Below are 17,055 nucleotides of genomic sequence, written 5' to 3'. Positions count from 1 at the left end.
GGGCGGCTCGCCGGCCCGGAAGGGCCGATCTCTTCCTCACACGCTATCGATACCGATGCATTTGCAACAGGCTGTGTTTCAGTCCGCCGCCGATCGCTCCGCCCGCGACGGGCGTCGGGGGTGCGGCGTAGGCTCGCGGCATTCGCGACCCGAAGGGGGCCAGAGATGTGCGGACGATTCGTGGTCTCGCAGCAGGCCGACGACCTCACCGCGGTCTTCGAGGCCGAGAACGGCTTCGTCGACTGGCAGCCGTCGTACAGCCTCGCACCGACCGACACCGTGCCGATCGTGCGCGAACGAGCGCGCCCCGACACCGGCGAGTTCGTCCGCCTCCTCGAGCCGGCGAGGTGGGACTTCCATCCCGCGTTCATGAAGGACTCGAAGCGCCCGCAGTTCAACAGCCGCATCGAGACCGTCGCGACCAACGGGCTCTGGAAGGGCGCGTTCGCCTCCGGTCGATGCATCGTGCCGATGCGGGGCTACTACGAGTGGACGGGCGAGCCCGGGAGCAAGCGCGCGCACTACCTGCACGGCTCCGACGAGCTGCTCGCCGCGGCCGGCATCTCGACGGCGCGCAAGCTCGACGACGGCACGTGGCAGGTCTCGACCTCGATCATCACGCGCGAGGCGCGCGATGCGTCGGGCGAGGTGCACGACCGCATGCCGGTGTACCTCCCGCTCGACGCGGTCGACCGGTACCTCGACCCCGCGAAGCTCTCGCCCGGCGAAGCTGCGGCGATGGTCGAGTTCCTCGTCGCGCAGTCCGACCTGGTCGCTCCGACCATCTCGGAGTACGAGGTCGACCCACGGGTGAACAACCACCGGCGCATCGACCCGCACGACCCGACGCTCATCGAGCCATGGAGCGGATGACGGGGTTCGAACCCGCGACCTTCACCTTGGCAAGGTGACGCGCTACCAGCTGCGCTACATCCGCATCGGACCTGTCGGTCCACGTCGGCCGTTCCCGGCCGCCTGCACGATGATAGCCGAGACCGGGGAGCGCGGTGGACGCCAGCGGTGCTGAACGCGTGACGCTCCGCGCGTTCGGGTGCCCGGGCGACGGCTCACAGCTCGCACGCACTGAATTGCAGTTACTGTAACTAAGTCCTGCATCCAGTGAAAGGAAGTCATGGTCCCCATCCCCGCAGCCGGAGCTCCCCCCGTGCTCCGCGCAGACGCGCTGACCAAGGCCTACGGCACCGGCCAATCCCGGTTCGACGCCCTGAAGGGCGTCTCCCTCGACGTCCGCCGCGGCGAATCGCTCGCGATCGTGGGCAAGTCGGGCTCGGGCAAGTCCACCCTCATGCACCTGCTCGCGCTGCTCGACCGACCGTCGACCGGAACCGTCGAGATCGACGGCACCGACGCGGCATCCGCCCCCGAGAAGCAGGTCAACAGGATCCGCAACGAACGGTTCGGCTTCGTCTTCCAGCAGTTCTTCCTCACCGCGCAGCAGACCGTCCTCGAGAACGTGACGCTGCCGCTGCTCGTCGCCGGCGTGCCGCCCCGCGAGCGCACCCGCCGCGGGATGGCCGTGCTCGAGTCCCTGGGCCTCGCCGACAAGGCGAAGAACAAGGCCAACGACCTCTCGGGCGGCCAGAAGCAGCGCGTCGTGATCGCCCGCGCGCTCGTGAACGAGCCCGACGTGATCTTCGCCGACGAACCGACCGGCAACCTCGACACCGCGACGGGCGCACAGGTCGAGGACATCCTCTTCGGCCTCCAGCGCGAGCACGGCATCACGCTCGTCGTCGTCACCCACGACGACGACCTCGCCGCCCGCTGCGACCGCCGGGTCACCATCGCCGACGGCCTGATCGTGAACGGAACCGACCGATGAGAACAGCGGATGTCATCACCAGCGCCACTCGCAACGCGTTCCGCAGCAAGCTGCGGACCACGCTCACGGTGCTCAGCCTCTTCGTCGGCGCGTTCACGCTGACGCTGACCACGGCGCTCGGCACCGGAGTCAACGACTACGTCAGCAAGCAGGTCGACTCGATCAGCACGGGCGACGTGCTCGTGGTCTTCCCGGCCGCGTCGACCGACACGACCGACGGCCCGAACCCCTACGACCCCGACCAGCGCCAGCAGTCGTCGACGCCCAACCCGCTCGGGTCCGGAGTCCTGCTCGACGACGACGACCTCGACGAGATCGCAGCGGTCGACGGCGTCGACCGGGTCGACCCCGTCCGGCCCATCGCCGTCGACTGGGTCGCCCCGTCCGGCGGCAGCGACGACGAACGATTCGAACTCGAGGTCAACCCCACCTCCTCGATCGGCCGCAGCGACCTCGTCGCCGGAGACCAACTGGACCAGGCCTCAGACACCGCCCAGATCGTCCTGCCCGAGGACTACGTCGACGCCCTCGGCTTCGCCGACGCCGACGCCGCGATCGGCGAGACCGTCGAACTCGGGTACCGCGACGCGACGCAGGCCGACCTGAGCATCGACGTCGAGATCGTCGGCATCGCCAGGACGAGCCTGCTCGCCACCGGTGCCGGCATGAACCAGGCCCCGACGGACGCGATCGCCGACGCCCAGTCGATCCCCGGGCAGCCCGACGTCTACATCATCGCCGTCGCGTTCCTCGGCGGCACCGGCCCCGGCGGCGAGGTCACGCCCGACGACGTCGACGCCGTCAAGCAGCAGCTCGCCGACGTCGAGCTCACCGGCATGACCGTCGAAGACCAGCTCGGCGTCATCCAGACCGTGATCAACGGCATCATCGGCGTGCTCAGCGCGTTCTCGGTGATCGCACTGCTCGCGGCATCCTTCGGCATCGTCAACACCCTGCTCATGAGCGTGCAGGAACGCACGCGGGAGATCGGGCTCATGAAGGCCATGGGCATGTCGAACGGGAAGGTGTTCTCGCTCTTCAGCCTCGAGGCCGTCGTCATCGGCTTCCTCGGCTCCGCCATCGGCGCCCTCGCGGCGATCGGCCTCGGAACCGGGATCGCGTCCGCCCTGTCGGCCGGACCGCTGGCCGATCTGCCGGGGCTCACGATCCTGCTGTTCGACCCGGTCAACGTGATCGCCGTGATCCTCGTGATCATGCTCGTCGCGTTCCTGTCGGGCGTGCTCCCGGCCCGCCGGGCCGCGCGCCAGGACCCGATCGACTCGCTACGGTACGAGTAACGATCAGGAGGCGGATCATGTCGACCAAGCCCGTGCCCCGTCGCCGAGGCGTCACCGAGACGACCGCGGCGATCGAGCGCTCCGCGATCGATCTGGTCACGGAGCACGGGTACGACCAGGTCACGGTCGACATGATCTGCCACGCCGCCGGCATCAGCCAGCGCACCTTCTTCAACCATTTCAAGACGAAGGATGCCGCGCTCATCGGCAGCGACGAGCCCGTCATCGATGAGCGGGCCGCCCGGGAGTACATCGTCTCGGACGGCCCGCTCCTCGCGGGCGCGGCCGGGCTCGTCCGGATCGAACCGGACCGGCTGCCGGCCGACGCCTCGCTCCTCGTCCGCCGCATCGAGGCGATCTCGCAGAACCCCATCCTGCTCGCCCGGCAGATGGAGCGGCTCACCGCGATCGAGGACGAGCTCCGCCAGATCCTCGAGCTCCGGCTCCGCCACGACGCGCTCCGAGACGGAGCGGACGAGGACGAGCTCGCCGAACTCCCCGAGCAGGCCGAGATCATCACGCACCTGCTGGCCGGGCTCATGCGCTACATCGGGATGAGCTGGGCCAGACGCGCCGCCGACGGCGCCGCACCGGCCCTCGACGCCGAGCGGCTCGCCGGCAAGCTCGAACGCGTGGTCCGCAAGCTCGGGTGAGCGACCGACGCCACCACCGGCGACCGCGACCTGCCGCGGGCGACGCGACTCAGTCCGAGCGCGGGTCGAGTCGGAGCGTGAGCGGATGCACCTGCGCACCGACCACGGTCGCCACGATGCGTAGGACGCTCGACGCATGCACCGGCGCGCGTCGGCCCCGACGGCCCGCGTCACGGGGTCGCCCGCTCGCCCGTAGGCTCGATGACCATGGCCCTCGGTGCGACGATCCACACGTTCGATGTCGAACTCGCGGACGTCGACCGCGGCGTCTACGAGAGCCCGACCCTTCGCATGGCCAGGCACCCGTCGGAGACCGACGCGTTCATGGTCACCCGACTGCTCGCGTACTGCCTCGAGTACGAGGAGGGCATCGTCTTCAGCGAGGGCGTCGCCGCGACCGATGAGCCCGCGGTGCTCGTGCGCGACCTGACCGGGCGCACGACCGCGTGGATCGAGGTCGGAGCCCCGGATGCCGAGCGCCTCCACTTCGGCGCGAAGCTCGCCGATCGCGCCGCCGTCTACACCCACCGCGACCCCGCGAAGGTCGCTGCGGCGTGGGCGGGCAAGCGGATCCACCATGCCGAGGACATCCCGCTCTTCAGCTTCGACGCGAGCTTCATCGACGACGTCGCGTCGGCACTCGAACGCCGGAACACGATGACCCTCTCGATCACGGAGCGCCACATGTACCTCGAGCTCAACGGGTCGAGCTTCAGCACGGGCATCCACGAGCAACGGGCGGGGTAGCCGGGCGGAGCCCGTCAGTCCGAGGCGCCCATCGCGTACTCGAGCTGGTCAGCATCGAACGCGCTCGCCAGTTCGGCGACCTGGGAATCCGGGATGCCCAGGTCCGCGGCCGTGTGCCTCCACTCGGCGACGTGGTCCCCTACGGCTCGAAGGATCGCGGCAGCGTCTGCCTCGCGCAATCCGTACGCGCCGGCGGTGGCCATGAGGTTGCGCAGGTCGCGCTGCCTGGGGTCGTCGGCGGCGCTGATCGGCGTGGAGCTGATCACCCCGCGGATCCGCGACGGGTTCACGTCGAACGCCGGCGCGAGGCGCCATCCGTCCTCGGTGCGCAGGAACCCGTGGTTCCGCCAGTGGTCATCGACGTTGTTCACGAGCACGTTGAGCGTGATCCGGCCGAACAGTTCGCGCAGGTCGGCGGCCGGATCGGAGCTGAGTTCGGAGATCGTCTCGGCGAGGTCCTCGTAGGTCTCCGTGCGCCCGCCGTGCTCGGCGACCCCGAGCGCGGTCGCTGCCGAGATGTACCCGATCCGACGCCCGTCGGCCTCGCGGTCGAAACGGCGGGAGACCAGGATCGACCGGTGCGCGCTCGCGGGTACGAGCTCGGCCTGGGCGGCGTTCAGCCCGGACCTCGTCGCCGTCCTCAGTGCGAGCGCCTCCCACGCCTCGACATCGAACGGCCCGTCCTTGGAGTGCGGCAGCTTCGCGATGGCCAAGTGCCCGTCTCGATCGATCACGTTCGCCTTCGGGCGTGCGCCGCCCGGGCTCGTGGCGATGTCGGAGAGATAGGCGATGTCGTCGTCGCTGGCTTCGTTCGTTTCATATCGGCGCGCGACGTCCAACACGCGGCTCAGATCGCGCATGTTCGCCACGCCGGAGTCCTCCGCGAGCCACCCGCTCGGCTCATCGGCTGGTCGGAACCGGAGCGCGCCCATCCTGGTGTGGTCCGAGACGCCGAGCAGGAAGTCGAACGCGCCGAGCTTGCGGGGAAGCGACGGGTCACGCTGAAGCTTGCGGGCATGGTTGGCCTGAATGATCTTCTGGCCCCACTCATCCGGTGCGGCATCGGTGAAGGCGCCGAACATCGCGCGGTCCTCCCCCGTGAACACTCGCCCCGTCACGAGAGGGAGCTCCGGGCTGATCGCGTATGCGCGCCCATGAGCGAGGTAGCCGGTGTCGTATTGGAACGACGAACCTGCGAGCGTCCGAGCGCCGGTGTAGGACGGGCGCAGCCTGCCCGCGAGAACAGGCTCGGCGTCGAGGCCGTCGACGTGGACTTCGATCTCGCTCACACCTCACCACCGGATTCCAGGATCGCGTCGATGCGGACCCGGCCGGCCTCGCTGGTGTACGGGTCGGCAGCGGCCACGACGGTGTCGGCGATACCGAGGACGATCAGCACCGACATGACCGAATCCAGTCGGGGTGAACCAGTGCCCTGCTCGATCGCGCGGAGGGTCTCCCGGGTGATGAACGCGCGCTCGGCCAGGCTCGTCGCCGTCATTCCCTGCAGCTTCCGCCAGCGCCGGATGTTCGCGCCGAGCTCGCGCAGTGCCCGCGACCGCCGCGCCGACGTCCGAGTGACCACGATCCACCTCCCCTGCAAGCTGAAGATATCATTTCCATCTGAAATGACAGCTATAGCTGTCATCTGGAGTCGATGGCGCCGCGGTACGCGCAGGAGCGGCGGGAGCAGCGGGCGGGGTAGCCCGCCGACGCGAACCGCGTCGCCGGAATGAGAGAACGGCCCGCATCCACTCCGGATGCGAGCCGTTCTCGTTGGTGGTGCGCAAGGGGGGAGTTGAACCCCCACGCCCTCACGGGCACACGGACCTGAACCGTGCGCGTCTGCCTATTCCGCCACTTGCGCATACCACTTCGCACGGGGTGCGAACCAGCCAACCGAGACTAACACAGGTGGATGTCGCGGCCGAATCGCCGGGGCGGCGTCCTCGCGTTCGTCCAGACTGCGGGCATAGCCTTGCATGACGGCACCGGCGCCCGACCGACACGCACTCGAACTCCACCGAGACCCGAAAGGATCGCCCGTGACCAACTCCCGCGACGCGCGCGCACACGCGCCGGCGCCCGGCGACGCCTCCACCACCCCGACGGTCGATCCGCGCAGCGTCGACCTCGGCGGCATCCGCGGCTGGCTGTTCGACCTCGACGGGGTGCTGACGCCGACCGCGGTCGTGCACATGCACGCGTGGGCGCGCCTGTTCACGCCCTTCCTCGCGGCGCGCGGGGCCGCACCGTACGGTGACGCCGACTACTTCGCCCACATCGACGGCAAGCCGCGGTACGACGGCGTCCGGTCGTTGCTCGCGAGCCGCGGCATCCGCCTGCCCGAGGGCGACGTCGCAGACCCGCCGTCCGCCGAGACCGTGCACGGGCTCGGCAACCGCAAGAACGCGGCGTTCAACGAGACCCTGGCCGAGGAGGGCGTGCAGCCGTACCCGGCGAGCGTCGCGCTGCTCGACGCGATCGAACGCGCCGGCGGCCTGGTCGCGGTCGTGTCGAGTTCGAAGAACGCGCCCGGAGTGCTCGGGGCCGCCGGGCTCGCCGACCGGTTCGAGGTCGTCGTCGACGGGATCGTCGCAGCGCGCGAGGGCCTGCCGGGCAAGCCGGCGCCCGACACGTTCGTCCGCGCCGCGGAACTGCTCGGCGTGCCGACCGAGGCGTGCGCGGTGATCGAGGACGCCGAGTCCGGTGTCGCCGCCGGCGCCGCCGGCCCGTTCGGGCTCGTGATCGGCGTCGACCGCGGGGTGGGGCGCGAGGTCCTCGCCCGACTCGGAGCGGATGTCGTGGTGGACGAGCTCGACGAACTGGTCCCCGCGGTCGCGGGCCGGCCCGGTCCGCAGGAGGGCAGCGCATGAGGTTCGCCGACACCGACCCGCTGAACCGCACCCGGTTCCCGCTCGACGAGTGGGCGCTCGTCGAGACCGAGTTCGGCGTCGACGACATGGGCCGCACCGAGACGCTGTTCGCGGTCGGCAACGGCTACCTCGGCCTCCGCGGCAACGTCGAGGAGGGCCGTGACGGCCACATGCACGGCACGTTCGTCAACGGCTTCCACGAGACCTGGCCCATCCGGCACGCCGAGGAGGCGTTCGGGTTCGCCCGCGTCGGCCAGACGATCATCAACGCACCGGATGCCAAGATCATCCGCCTCTACGTCGACGACGAGCCGCTCGTCATCACCGAGGCCGAGATCATGGGGTACGAGCGTCGCCTCGACTTCCGGCTCGGGGTGCTGAGCCGCCGCACCGAGTGGCGCACCCCGTCGGGCAAGCGCGTGCTCATCACGAGTCGCCGGATGGCGAGCTTCACCGACCGGCACCTGGGCGTCATCGACTACGAGGTCGAACTGCTCGATGCGGATGCCGCGGTGACCATCTCGAGCCAGATCCTCAACCGCCAGGACGGCCGCGACGAGTACCGCGGCGGGGTCACCGAGGCGCCGACCGCGTTCGATCCGCGCAAGGCCGAGGCGTTCACCGAACGCGTGCTGCAGCCTCGCGTGCAGCGGCGCACCGACGACGGCCGCTACGTGCTCGGCTACCACACGACCAACTCGGGCATGGCGCTCGCGGTCGGCGCGCAGCACCAGGTCGTGACCGACAACGAGATGGCCGAGTCCGGATCGATCGACGACGACCTGGCCAAGCACACGTACAAGGTCCGTGCCCGGCGGGGCGTGCCGATCCGCATCACGAAGCTCATCAGCTACCACACGGCCCGGAAGGTCCCGGCGCGCGAACTGGTCGATCGCTGCAACCGCACGCTCGACCGCGGCGCCGAGGTCGGCGTCGGCGAGCTGTTCGCCCAGCAGCGCTCCTGGCTGGAGGACTTCTGGGCCCGGTCGGATGTCGAGGTCGAGGGCCAGCCGGAACTGCAGCAGGCGATCAGGTGGAACCTGTTCCAGCTCGTGCAGGCGACCGCACGCACCGACGGCGGCGGCGTCGCCGCGAAGGGCGTCTCGGGCTCCGGGTACGGCGGGCACTACTTCTGGGATTCCGAGATCTACGTCATGCCGTTCCTCACCTACACGGCCCCGAACGTCGCGAGGAACGTCCTGCGCTTCCGGCAGCGGATGCTGGAGCCCGCCCGCGCGCGCGCGCTCGAGTTGAACCAGCGCGGGGCGCTGTTCCCGTGGCGGACCATCAACGGCCAGGAGTCGAGCGCGTACTACGCCGCCGGGACGGCGCAGTACCACATCGATGCCGACGTCGCCTATGCGCTCTGCCAGTACGTCGGCGCCACCGGAGACGAGGACTTCCTCGCCCGGGGCGCGATCGACGTCCTCGTCGAGACCGCCCGCATGTGGGAGGACCTCGGCTTCTGGCGCACGAACACCGACGACGTCTTCCACATCCATGGGGTGACCGGCCCCGACGAGTACACGACCGTCGTCAACGACAACCTCTATACGAACGTCATGGCGCGTGCGAACCTCGCGGCCGCGGCAGCCGCCGTCGACGGGCTCCAGGTGCACGAGCCGGATGCGCACAAGCGCCTCGTCGAACGCCTCGGGGTCACGCCAGCCGAGGTCGCCGGGTGGCGCCGCGCGGCGGCGCACATGCACATCCCGTTCGACGACAAGCTCGGCGTGCACCCGCAGGATGCCGCGTTCCTCGAGAAGGAGCTGTGGGACCTCGAGCACACCCCCGACCACCGGATGCCGCTGCTCCTGCACTACCACCCGCTCGTGATCTACCGCTTCCAGGTGCTGAAGCAGGCGGATGTGGTGCTCGCGCTGTACCTGCAGGGCCACCGGTTCTCCACCGAGGAGAAGCTCGCCGACTTCGAGTACTACGACCCGCTCACGACGGGCGACTCGACGCTGTCGGCCGTCGTGCAGTCGATCATCGCCTCCGAGGTCGGCTACCACGAGCTCGCCCTGCGCTACTTCCGCTCGGCCCTGTTCGTCGACCTCGCCGACCTGCACCACAACGCCGCCGACGGCGTGCACGTCGCCTCGACGGGCGGGGTCTGGGCCGGACTCGTGTCCGGTTTCGGCGGCTTCCGCGATCACGAGGGCCGCTTCACGTTCGACCCGCGGCTTCCCGACGGGTGGCGGCGGCTGACGTTCCGGCTCACGATCCGCGGGGTGCGGGTCCGCGTCGACCTGACCGAGGACGCGATCCGGTTCGAGATCGAATCGGGCGAAGCGGATGCCGCGCTGACGCTGAACGTCCGCGGGACCGAGGCGCTCGTCTCGAGGGGCGCGCCGGTCAGCGTGCCGCTGGACGGCCACGGAGCCCGGCGGGTCGGGGCGCCGACGATGCAGGACGTGCGCGGCTCGCGCCGCGCCGACGGCACGCTCCTGACCGCGTCGATCCCGACGCTGTCGCTCGACATCGACGACGAGGACGCGCCGCCGACGTTCGACTGATCGAACCCGGGCGCCGCGGCCGCCGCGCGCCGGCCCCGGGCGGGTTGGCACCGGCTGCGGCTAGCATGTGAGGCGGAAACCGCACCGGACGGGAGACCTGTGGGCCTACTGGACAACTTCGAGAAGGGTCTCGAGCGCGTCGTGAACGGCGCGTTCGCGAAGACCTTCCGCTCGGGGCTGCAGCCGGTCGAGATCACGGCCGCGCTCAAGCGCGAGATCGACACGAAGGCCGCGGTCGTCTCGCGCGACCGCGTGCTGGTGCCGAACCGGTTCACGGTGCGGATGTCGGCTGCCGACCACCAGCGGATGACCGCGCTCGGCCCGGCCCTCATCGACGAACTCGTCGATCTGGTGCAGAAGCACGCGGCGAGCCAGCACTTCCAGTTCGCGGGCGGCATCCAGATCGACCTGCACGCCGACCCCGCGTTGTCGGAGGGCCTCGTCCAGATCGACTCCCACAACGTCAAGGGCCGCGTCGCCTGGACGCCGGTACTCGACGTCGCCGGCCGGCGGCATCCCATCCTGAAGGGCCGCACGGTCATCGGCCGCGGCAGCGAGGCCGACCTGACCCTCGACGACTCCGGTGCGTCCCGCCGGCACGCCGAGGTCCAGTGGGACGGCCAGCGCGCCCGCGTCCGCGACCTCGGGTCGACCAACGGCACCGAACTCGACGGGTCGCCGGTCAAGGACTCCGTCCTCGAGCCCGACTCGGTGATCACCATCGGCCGCTCGCGTATCGTGTTCCGGGTGCTCGCCCAAGCCGACCCGACCGACACCGCCGTCAATCGCCGCGCCGGTTCGCCGCGCGACGGGTACCCGGGGGCCGGGCGATGAGTGAACTGACGCTGCTCGTCCTGCAGCTGGGCTTCCTCGTGCTCATGTGGGTGTTCGTGTTCTCGATCGTCTACGCCCTGCGCAGCGACCTCTTCGGCCAGCGCGTGCGCAAGCTCCAGGCCGAGCCGGCCGGCGCGTCGGCCGGCGGGGCCGCGGGCGCGGGTGCGCCGACCCCGGCCGCGTCACCCGCACCGGGCTCGGGGAGCGGCGAGGATGCCACGGCCGAGAACGCCTCGCGCCTGGTCATCACGTCGGGCGCGAAGGCCGGCGCTGAGTTCCCGCTCGGGCGCGACGAGATCACGATCGGCCGGTCGGCCGATTCGGCGATCATCATCCGGGACGACTACACCTCGACCCACCACGCCCGCCTCATGCTCTGGAACGGCACCTGGATGATCCAGGACCTCGACTCCACCAACGGCACGTTCCTCAACGGCTCCCGAGTCACCGTGCCCACCTCCATCCCGCTCGGAGCCACCGTCAAGGTCGGAGCGACGACGTTCGAGCTGCGGCGGTAGCCCATGGCGAACGTCAAGGCGAGCGCAGCGGTCTCGCACGTCGGCCGGGTCCGGTCGAACAACCAGGACTCCGGGTACGCGGGGCGGCGGCTGTTCCTCGTCGCCGACGGCATGGGCGGCCACGCCGGCGGAGACGTGGCGAGTGCGATCGCGACCCGCCGCATCGCCGAGGCCGACGCGGCCTACGACTCGGCGGTCGACGCGGCATCCGCTCTGGAGTCGGCGCTGCTCGCCGCCAACCGACGGCTCGAGGAGACGGTCGCCGAGCACTCCGAGCTCACCGGCATGGGCACGACGACCAGCGCGATGATCGTCCAGCAGGACCGCGTCGTGATCGCGCACATCGGCGACTCGCGCGTGTACCTGCTCCGCGGCGGCGAGCTCAGCCAGGTCTCGACCGACCACACGTTCGTCCAGCGACTCGTCGACGCCGGCCGCATCACGGCCGAGGAGGCGATGGTCCACCCCCGGCGATCCGTCCTCATGCGCGTGCTCGGCGACGTCGAGGCCTCCCCCGAGATCGACACGCTGGTCATCGACACGCACCCCGGCGACCGGTGGATGCTGTGCTCGGACGGACTCTCCGGCGTCGTCCCGTTCGACGAGATCCACGACATGCTGGCCTCCGACGCGGGCGCGAAGCAGGTCGCGGACCGGCTCGTGAAGGCCTCACTCGACGGCGGGGCGCCGGACAACGTCACGGTCGTCCTGGTCGACATCGGCGACCCGCCCGCCCCGGAGACGCCGCCGCTCATCGTCGGCTCCGCCGCCGCCCCGCTCGCCTTCGGCACACCCGAGCCCTCGCGTCGCGGGGGGATCTTCCTCGCACCGTTCCGCCCGCACCCCGTGCAGGAGACCCACTTCGAACCGGACTCGGCCGAGTTCTTCGACGAACTCATCGAAGAGGACGAGCGCCGCCGTCGCCGCCGCAAGATCGTCTGGGGCGTCTGGATCACGCTGTTCGTCGCGGCCATCGTGACCGCGTTCGCGCTGGCCTACCAGTGGACCCAGACGCGGTACTACGTCGGCGAGTACAACGGTCGGGTGGCGATCTACCAGGGCATCCAGCAGAACCTCGGCCCCATCTCGCTGCACGAGCTCCACTCCGAGACATCCGTCGACATCGCCGACCTCAAGACCTACGACCAGGAGCGCGTCGAGCAGACCATCACCGCCGGCACCCTCGACGAGGCGTTCCGGATCGTGAACCGATTGGAGGAGTCCGTTGACTGACCGCAACGCGACCACCCAGCCTCCTTCGGCCACGGCGTCGGTGCGACGCATCCGGATGCCGCAGAAGCTGCGCAACCTCGAACTCGGGCTGCTCATCGTCGCGTGCGTGATCAACGCCGGGGCGATCGTGCTCGTCCAGCTGGGCGCGCTCGGCCGCGTCGACACGCAGCTGGTCCTCCTCGGGGCCGGCCTGTCGGTGCTCGTGATCGGCCTGCACATCGCGATGCGCTTCGTCGCACGCGACGCCGACCCGTTCCTGCTGCCGATCGCCACGGTGCTCAACGGCATCGGCATCGCCGAGATCTACCGCATCGACATCGCCTTCGGCGACTCGGGATGGGAGAGCGCGTCCGTCCGGCAGATCGTCTGGAGCGCCATCGCGATCATCGCGGCGATCGCCACGATCCTGCTGCTCCGGAACCACCGCACGCTGTTCCGGTACACCTACCTGTCCGGGCTCGTCGCGATCGTGCTGCTGCTGCTGCCGCTCGTCCCGGGCCTCGGCCAGACCCGCGGGGGCGCGCGCGTCTGGATCGGGATCGGCGACATCGCCACCTTCCAGCCGGGCGAGATCGCCAAGATCGCCCTCGCCGTCTTCTTCGCGGGCTACCTCGTGCGCAACCGCGACTCGCTGTCGATGGTCGGGCGCAAGTTCCTCGGGATGCGCTTCCCGCGGGGGCGCGACCTCGGACCGCTCCTGGTCGTCTGGGCCCTGTCGATGGCGGTCATCGTCTTCCAGCGCGACCTCGGCACGGCGCTGCTGTACTTCGGGCTCTTCCTCGTGATGCTGTACGTCGCGACGAGCCGGCTCTCGTGGGTGGTGCTCGGACTGAGCCTGTTCTTCGCAGGCGCCATCATCGCGAGCCAGACCCTCGACTACGTCGGCAACCGGTTCCGCAACTGGCTCGACCCGTTCGACCCGGCGGTGTACGAGGCGCAGGGCGGGTCGTTCCAGCTCGTCCAGGGCCTGTTCGGTCTCGCGAACGGCGGGCTCATCGGCACGGGCCTCGGCCAGGGCCGCCCCGACCTTACACCCGTCCCGCAGTCCGACTACATCATCGCGAGCCTCGGCGAGGAGCTCGGCCTCGCCGGACTGTTCGCGATCTTCGCGCTCTACGTGCTCTTCGTCGCACGCGGGTTCCGCATCGGCTTCGCCGGCCAGGACGACTTCGGCAAGCTGCTCGGCGTGGGCCTGTCGTTCGTGCTGGCGCTGCAGGTCTTCATCGTGGTCGGCGGGGTCATGCGCGTGATCCCCCTGACCGGGCTCACCACGCCGTTCCTCGCGGCCGGTGGTTCGTCGCTCGTGGCGAACTGGATCATCGTGGCCCTGCTGCTCCGACTCTCCGACACGGTGCGCAACCACCCGAGGCTGGTGATCGACGGATGAACCGCGAACTCAAGCGCGTGACCATCGTCGCGCTCCTCATGTTCCTCGCACTCTTCGGCGCCTCGAGCGTGATCCAGTACGTCCAGGCCGACGAGCTCGCAGCCGACCCGCGCAACGCCCGCACCCTGTACCAGAGCTACTCGGTCGAGCGCGGCCCGATCCTCGTCGACGGGAACCCCATCGCGTTCTCCGAGCCCTCCGACGACGACTACAAGTTCCAGCGCATCTACTCGAACGGGCCGATGTACGCCCCGGTGACGGGGTTCATCCCGGTCAACGGCGAGCCGACCGGACTCGAGGCCGCGCTCAACGCGGAGCTGAGCGGGCGCAGCGAATCCCAGTTCTTCGACTCCCTCAACCGGCTCATCTCCGGTCAGGACCCGATGGGCGCCTCCGTGGAGGTCACGATCGATCCCGTCGCACAGCAGGCCGCGTGGGACGCGCTCGGCGACTACACGGGCGCGATCATCGTGACCGAACCGAAGACCGGCCGGATCATCGCGATGGTCACCAAGCCCACCTACGACCCGAACGCGCTCGCGGTGCACGACGGCGACGAGGTCGAGCAGACCTACCAGTCGCTCGTCGAGAACCCCTCGGATCCGCTGTTCAACCGCGCGACCGGCGGCGACATGAACCCGCCGGGCTCGGTGTTCAAGCTCGTCGTGACCGCCGCCGCCCTCGAATCCGGCCAGTACACGCCGGATTCCACGTTCCCGAACCCGGGCGAGCTCACCCTCCCCGGCACGAGCTCGGTCGTGCGCAACTCCGGCGGCGGCACGTGCGGAGGCGGCTCCGAGGTGACCCTCGCGACCGCGCTGCGGCTCTCGTGCAACATCCCCTTCGTCGAGCTCGCGCTCGAACTCGGCGACGACGCCATCCGCACGCAGGCCGAGAAGTTCGGGTTCGACTCGTCGTTCGAGATCCCGATGCCGACGGCTGCGAGCACGTACCCGCCGAACCCGGACGAACCGCAGACCGGGCTCAGCGGGATCGGCCAGGGCGACGTCCGCGCGACGCCGCTGCAGATGGCCATGGTCTCGGCGGCGATCGCGAACGGCGGCGTCGTCATGAACCCCGACGTGGTGGATTCGATCACCGCGCCGGACTTCCGGCCGATCGAGGAGTTCGATGCGACGCAGTTCGGCCGGGCGATCAGCGAATCGACGGCCAGGACGATGACCGGGATGATGGTCGACGGCGTCGAGAACGGTGCCGCGAGTAATGCAAGAATAGACGGCGTCAGCGTGGCCGGTAAGACGGGTACAGCAGAGAACGGCGAGGACGATCCCTACACCTTGTGGTTCACGGGTTTTGCCCCCGCCGACGACCCTCGGTACGCGATCACGGTGCTCGTGGAAGACGGCGGAGGGCTTGGTCAGGAGGGGTTCGGCAACCTGATTGCCGCGCCCTTGGCGCAACAGGTACTAGAGGCGGTGCTGAACACATGAGACCGAGTGCTGGGCTCACCTTCGGGGGACGCTACGAGCTGCAGTCCCGGATCGCGATCGGCGGCATGGGCGAGGTCTGGCAGGCCACCGACCTCGTGATCGGTCGGCAGGTCGCGCTCAAGATCCTCAAGGACGAGTACCTTGGCGACCCGGGATTCCTCGAGCGCTTCCGCGCCGAGGCGCGTCACGCCGCACTCGTGAACCACGAGGGCATCGCGAACGTCTTCGACTACGGCGAGGAGGAGGGCAGCGCCTACCTCGTCATGGAGCTCGTCCCCGGCGAGGCGCTCTCGACGATCCTCGAGCGCGAGCACGTGCTCTCGACCGACAAGGTCCTCGACATCGTCGCGCAGACCGCCGCGGCGCTCCAGGCCGCGCACGCGGCCGGCCTCGTGCACCGCGACATCAAGCCCGGCAACCTGCTCATCACGCCCGACGGGCGCGTCAAGATCACCGACTTCGGCATCGCGCGCATCGCCGACCAGGTGCCCCTGACCGCCACCGGGCAGGTCATGGGCACGGTGCAGTACCTCTCGCCCGAGCAGGCGTCCGGTCACCCCGCATCGCCCACGACCGACATCTACTCGCTCGGCATCGTCGCGTACGAGTGCCTCGCCGGCCGCCGGCCCTTCACGGGCGAGTCGCAGGTCGCGATCGCGATGGCGCAGATCAACGAGACCCCGCCCGACCTCCCGGTCACCGTCTCCGAGCCGGTGCGCAACCTCGTCTACTCGTGCATCGCGAAGAACCCGGCCGACCGGCCGCAGACCGCTGCCCACCTCGCCCGCGCCGCGACGGCGCTCCGGCGCGGCGACGTGCAGGCAGCCGCGCTCGCGGTCCCCGCCGTTCTCGGTGCGGCGGCGGGCGCGACCGCGGCGACGATGCTCATGCCGCAGGCAGGCGCGACCGCGGCGACCACCGTGCTCCCTGCGGGTGCTCCGGGCCCCGATGGCGACGAGGAGGAGACCGAGGAGAAGAAGCGCAGCCCGTGGACGTGGCCGCTCATCGTGCTCATCATCCTGCTCGCGCTCGTGCTCATCGGCATCCTCGTCGCGTTCGCCCTCAACAGCGGCAAGTCCCCTGACCCGAGCACGTCCAGCGGACCGCCGACCTCGACGTCGACATCCGCTCCGCCGTCGACCAGCAGCGAGCCCCCGCCCCCGACCAGCGAAGCACCCACGACCGCACAGGTCGACCGCGATGCGTACCTCGGCCGCAACGTCGACGACGTGCGCAACGAGCTCCAGGGCCTGGGCTTCGTCGTCGACGCCAGGGAGGGTGGGCCCGCGACGACCCCCGACCAGGCGAACACCGTCACCGACGTGAACCCGAGCGGCCCGGTGGCGATCGGTTCGACGATCACGGTCACCTACCTCGGCCAGCCCGAGACGCCGAGCGCTCCGGGTTCCGCCCCGACCGTGAATCCGGCCGACGTCGCAGCCGGCGGGATCGTGCAGGTCAGTTGGCCGGCCGCGTCCTGCCCGTCGGGCCAGGAGCTCAGCGGCTACGAGGTCGCCGTCACGGCGGATGCCACGGCTCCCAGTCCGGTCGGCCCCGGCACCACGAGCGTGAACGTCCAGGCCGGCTCCGAGGCGTTCGAGGTCACGTATCGCTACTTCTGCGGTCAGCTCGACTCGCCGTTCTCGCCCGCCGCGCAGGTGAGCATCCAGTAGCATCCCGACCAGCCCTACACGAT

Annotated in this window: 15 protein-coding genes and 2 tRNA genes; 13 read left to right on the top strand and 4 right to left on the bottom strand. The window is 70.0% G+C overall.

From position 1 onward, the window contains the following. Positions 1-165 precede the first annotated feature (165 nt). The gene (locus DSM26151_RS00215) at positions 166-873 is read left to right on the top strand and encodes an SOS response-associated peptidase (protein WP_234660376.1); all 708 of its coding nucleotides are present in this window, start codon (positions 166-168) and stop codon (positions 871-873) included. On the opposite strand, the gene DSM26151_RS00210 is transcribed toward DSM26151_RS00215, so the two are convergent. Beyond that, positions 862-937, bottom strand: a tRNA-Gly gene (locus tag DSM26151_RS00210). The genes DSM26151_RS00215 and DSM26151_RS00210 overlap by 12 nt on opposite strands. A gap of 228 nt (positions 938-1,165) precedes the next feature. Between DSM26151_RS00210 and DSM26151_RS00205 the strand changes: the two genes are divergently transcribed. The 4 genes from DSM26151_RS00205 to DSM26151_RS00190 all read left to right on the top strand — a co-directional run bounded on the left by DSM26151_RS00205 (position 1,166) and on the right by DSM26151_RS00190 (position 4,541). Then, positions 1,166-1,843, top strand: a complete 678-nt coding sequence (locus tag DSM26151_RS00205; protein ID WP_234660375.1) for an ABC transporter ATP-binding protein — start codon at positions 1,166-1,168, stop codon at positions 1,841-1,843. Further along, the gene (locus DSM26151_RS00200; protein WP_234660374.1) at positions 1,840-3,141 is read left to right on the top strand and encodes an ABC transporter permease; all 1,302 of its coding nucleotides are present in this window, start codon (positions 1,840-1,842) and stop codon (positions 3,139-3,141) included. Before DSM26151_RS00205 ends, DSM26151_RS00200 begins: the two co-directional genes overlap by 4 nt. Before the next feature lie 17 nt (positions 3,142-3,158). Further along, positions 3,159-3,794, top strand: a complete 636-nt coding sequence (locus tag DSM26151_RS00195; RefSeq protein WP_234660373.1) for a TetR/AcrR family transcriptional regulator — start codon at positions 3,159-3,161, stop codon at positions 3,792-3,794. 207 nt (positions 3,795-4,001) lie between these two features. Next, on the top strand, positions 4,002-4,541 hold the full coding sequence (locus tag DSM26151_RS00190) for a YaeQ family protein (protein WP_234660372.1): 540 nt from the start codon (positions 4,002-4,004) through the stop codon (positions 4,539-4,541). Between the two features lie 14 nt (positions 4,542-4,555). Here DSM26151_RS00190 and DSM26151_RS00185 read toward each other — a convergent pair whose 3' ends face one another. From DSM26151_RS00185 to DSM26151_RS00175, 3 genes are all read right to left on the bottom strand, one after another. Then, positions 4,556-5,830: a type II toxin-antitoxin system HipA family toxin gene (locus DSM26151_RS00185; protein WP_234660371.1), complete on the bottom strand. Its 1,275-nt coding sequence runs from the start codon at positions 5,828-5,830 to the stop codon at positions 4,556-4,558. Continuing rightward, positions 5,827-6,042: a helix-turn-helix domain-containing protein gene (locus DSM26151_RS00180; RefSeq protein ID WP_234660370.1), complete on the bottom strand. Its 216-nt coding sequence runs from the start codon at positions 6,040-6,042 to the stop codon at positions 5,827-5,829. Before DSM26151_RS00180 ends, DSM26151_RS00185 begins: the two co-directional genes overlap by 4 nt. A 279-nt stretch (positions 6,043-6,321) precedes the next feature. After that, positions 6,322-6,408, bottom strand: a tRNA-Leu gene (locus DSM26151_RS00175). A 331-nt stretch (positions 6,409-6,739) separates the two neighbouring features. Between DSM26151_RS00175 and DSM26151_RS00170 the strand changes: the two genes are divergently transcribed. From DSM26151_RS00170 to DSM26151_RS00135, 8 genes are all read left to right on the top strand, one after another. Beyond that, entirely contained in the window at positions 6,740-7,417 is a 678-nt protein-coding gene (locus DSM26151_RS00170) for an HAD family hydrolase (protein WP_234661917.1), read from the top strand. After that, complete coding sequence (locus DSM26151_RS00165; RefSeq protein ID WP_234660369.1) at positions 7,414-9,936, top strand: glycoside hydrolase family 65 protein; 2,523 nt, start codon at positions 7,414-7,416, stop codon at positions 9,934-9,936. The genes DSM26151_RS00170 and DSM26151_RS00165 overlap by 4 nt, the downstream gene beginning before the upstream one ends. Positions 9,937-10,035: 99 nt before the next feature. Then, entirely contained in the window at positions 10,036-10,770 is a 735-nt protein-coding gene (locus tag DSM26151_RS00160; RefSeq protein WP_234660368.1) for an FhaA domain-containing protein, read from the top strand. Further along, the gene (locus DSM26151_RS00155) at positions 10,767-11,288 is read left to right on the top strand and encodes an FHA domain-containing protein FhaB/FipA (RefSeq protein ID WP_234660367.1); all 522 of its coding nucleotides are present in this window, start codon (positions 10,767-10,769) and stop codon (positions 11,286-11,288) included. Before DSM26151_RS00160 ends, DSM26151_RS00155 begins: the two co-directional genes overlap by 4 nt. Before the next feature lie 3 nt (positions 11,289-11,291). Further along, positions 11,292-12,521: a PP2C family protein-serine/threonine phosphatase gene (locus DSM26151_RS00150; RefSeq protein WP_234660366.1), complete on the top strand. Its 1,230-nt coding sequence runs from the start codon at positions 11,292-11,294 to the stop codon at positions 12,519-12,521. 55 nt (positions 12,522-12,576) lie between these two features. Continuing rightward, positions 12,577-13,908, top strand: a complete 1,332-nt coding sequence (locus DSM26151_RS00145) for an FtsW/RodA/SpoVE family cell cycle protein (protein ID WP_234661916.1) — start codon at positions 12,577-12,579, stop codon at positions 13,906-13,908. Beyond that, positions 13,905-15,359: a peptidoglycan D,D-transpeptidase FtsI family protein gene (locus DSM26151_RS00140; RefSeq protein WP_234660365.1), complete on the top strand. Its 1,455-nt coding sequence runs from the start codon at positions 13,905-13,907 to the stop codon at positions 15,357-15,359. The genes DSM26151_RS00145 and DSM26151_RS00140 overlap by 4 nt, the downstream gene beginning before the upstream one ends. After that, positions 15,356-17,032 (top strand): serine/threonine-protein kinase, encoded by a 1,677-nt coding sequence (locus DSM26151_RS00135; RefSeq protein ID WP_234660364.1) that lies wholly within the window; start codon positions 15,356-15,358, stop codon positions 17,030-17,032. The genes DSM26151_RS00140 and DSM26151_RS00135 overlap by 4 nt, the downstream gene beginning before the upstream one ends. Positions 17,033-17,055: the final 23 nt, after the last annotated feature.

Origin of the sequence: Agromyces marinus (assembly GCF_021442325.1) — a bacterium.
GTDB lineage: Bacteria > Actinomycetota > Actinomycetes > Actinomycetales > Microbacteriaceae > Agromyces > Agromyces marinus.
The sequence above is the reverse complement of the archived record's forward strand: the minus strand, read 5'-3'. Positions and strand labels throughout refer to the sequence as shown.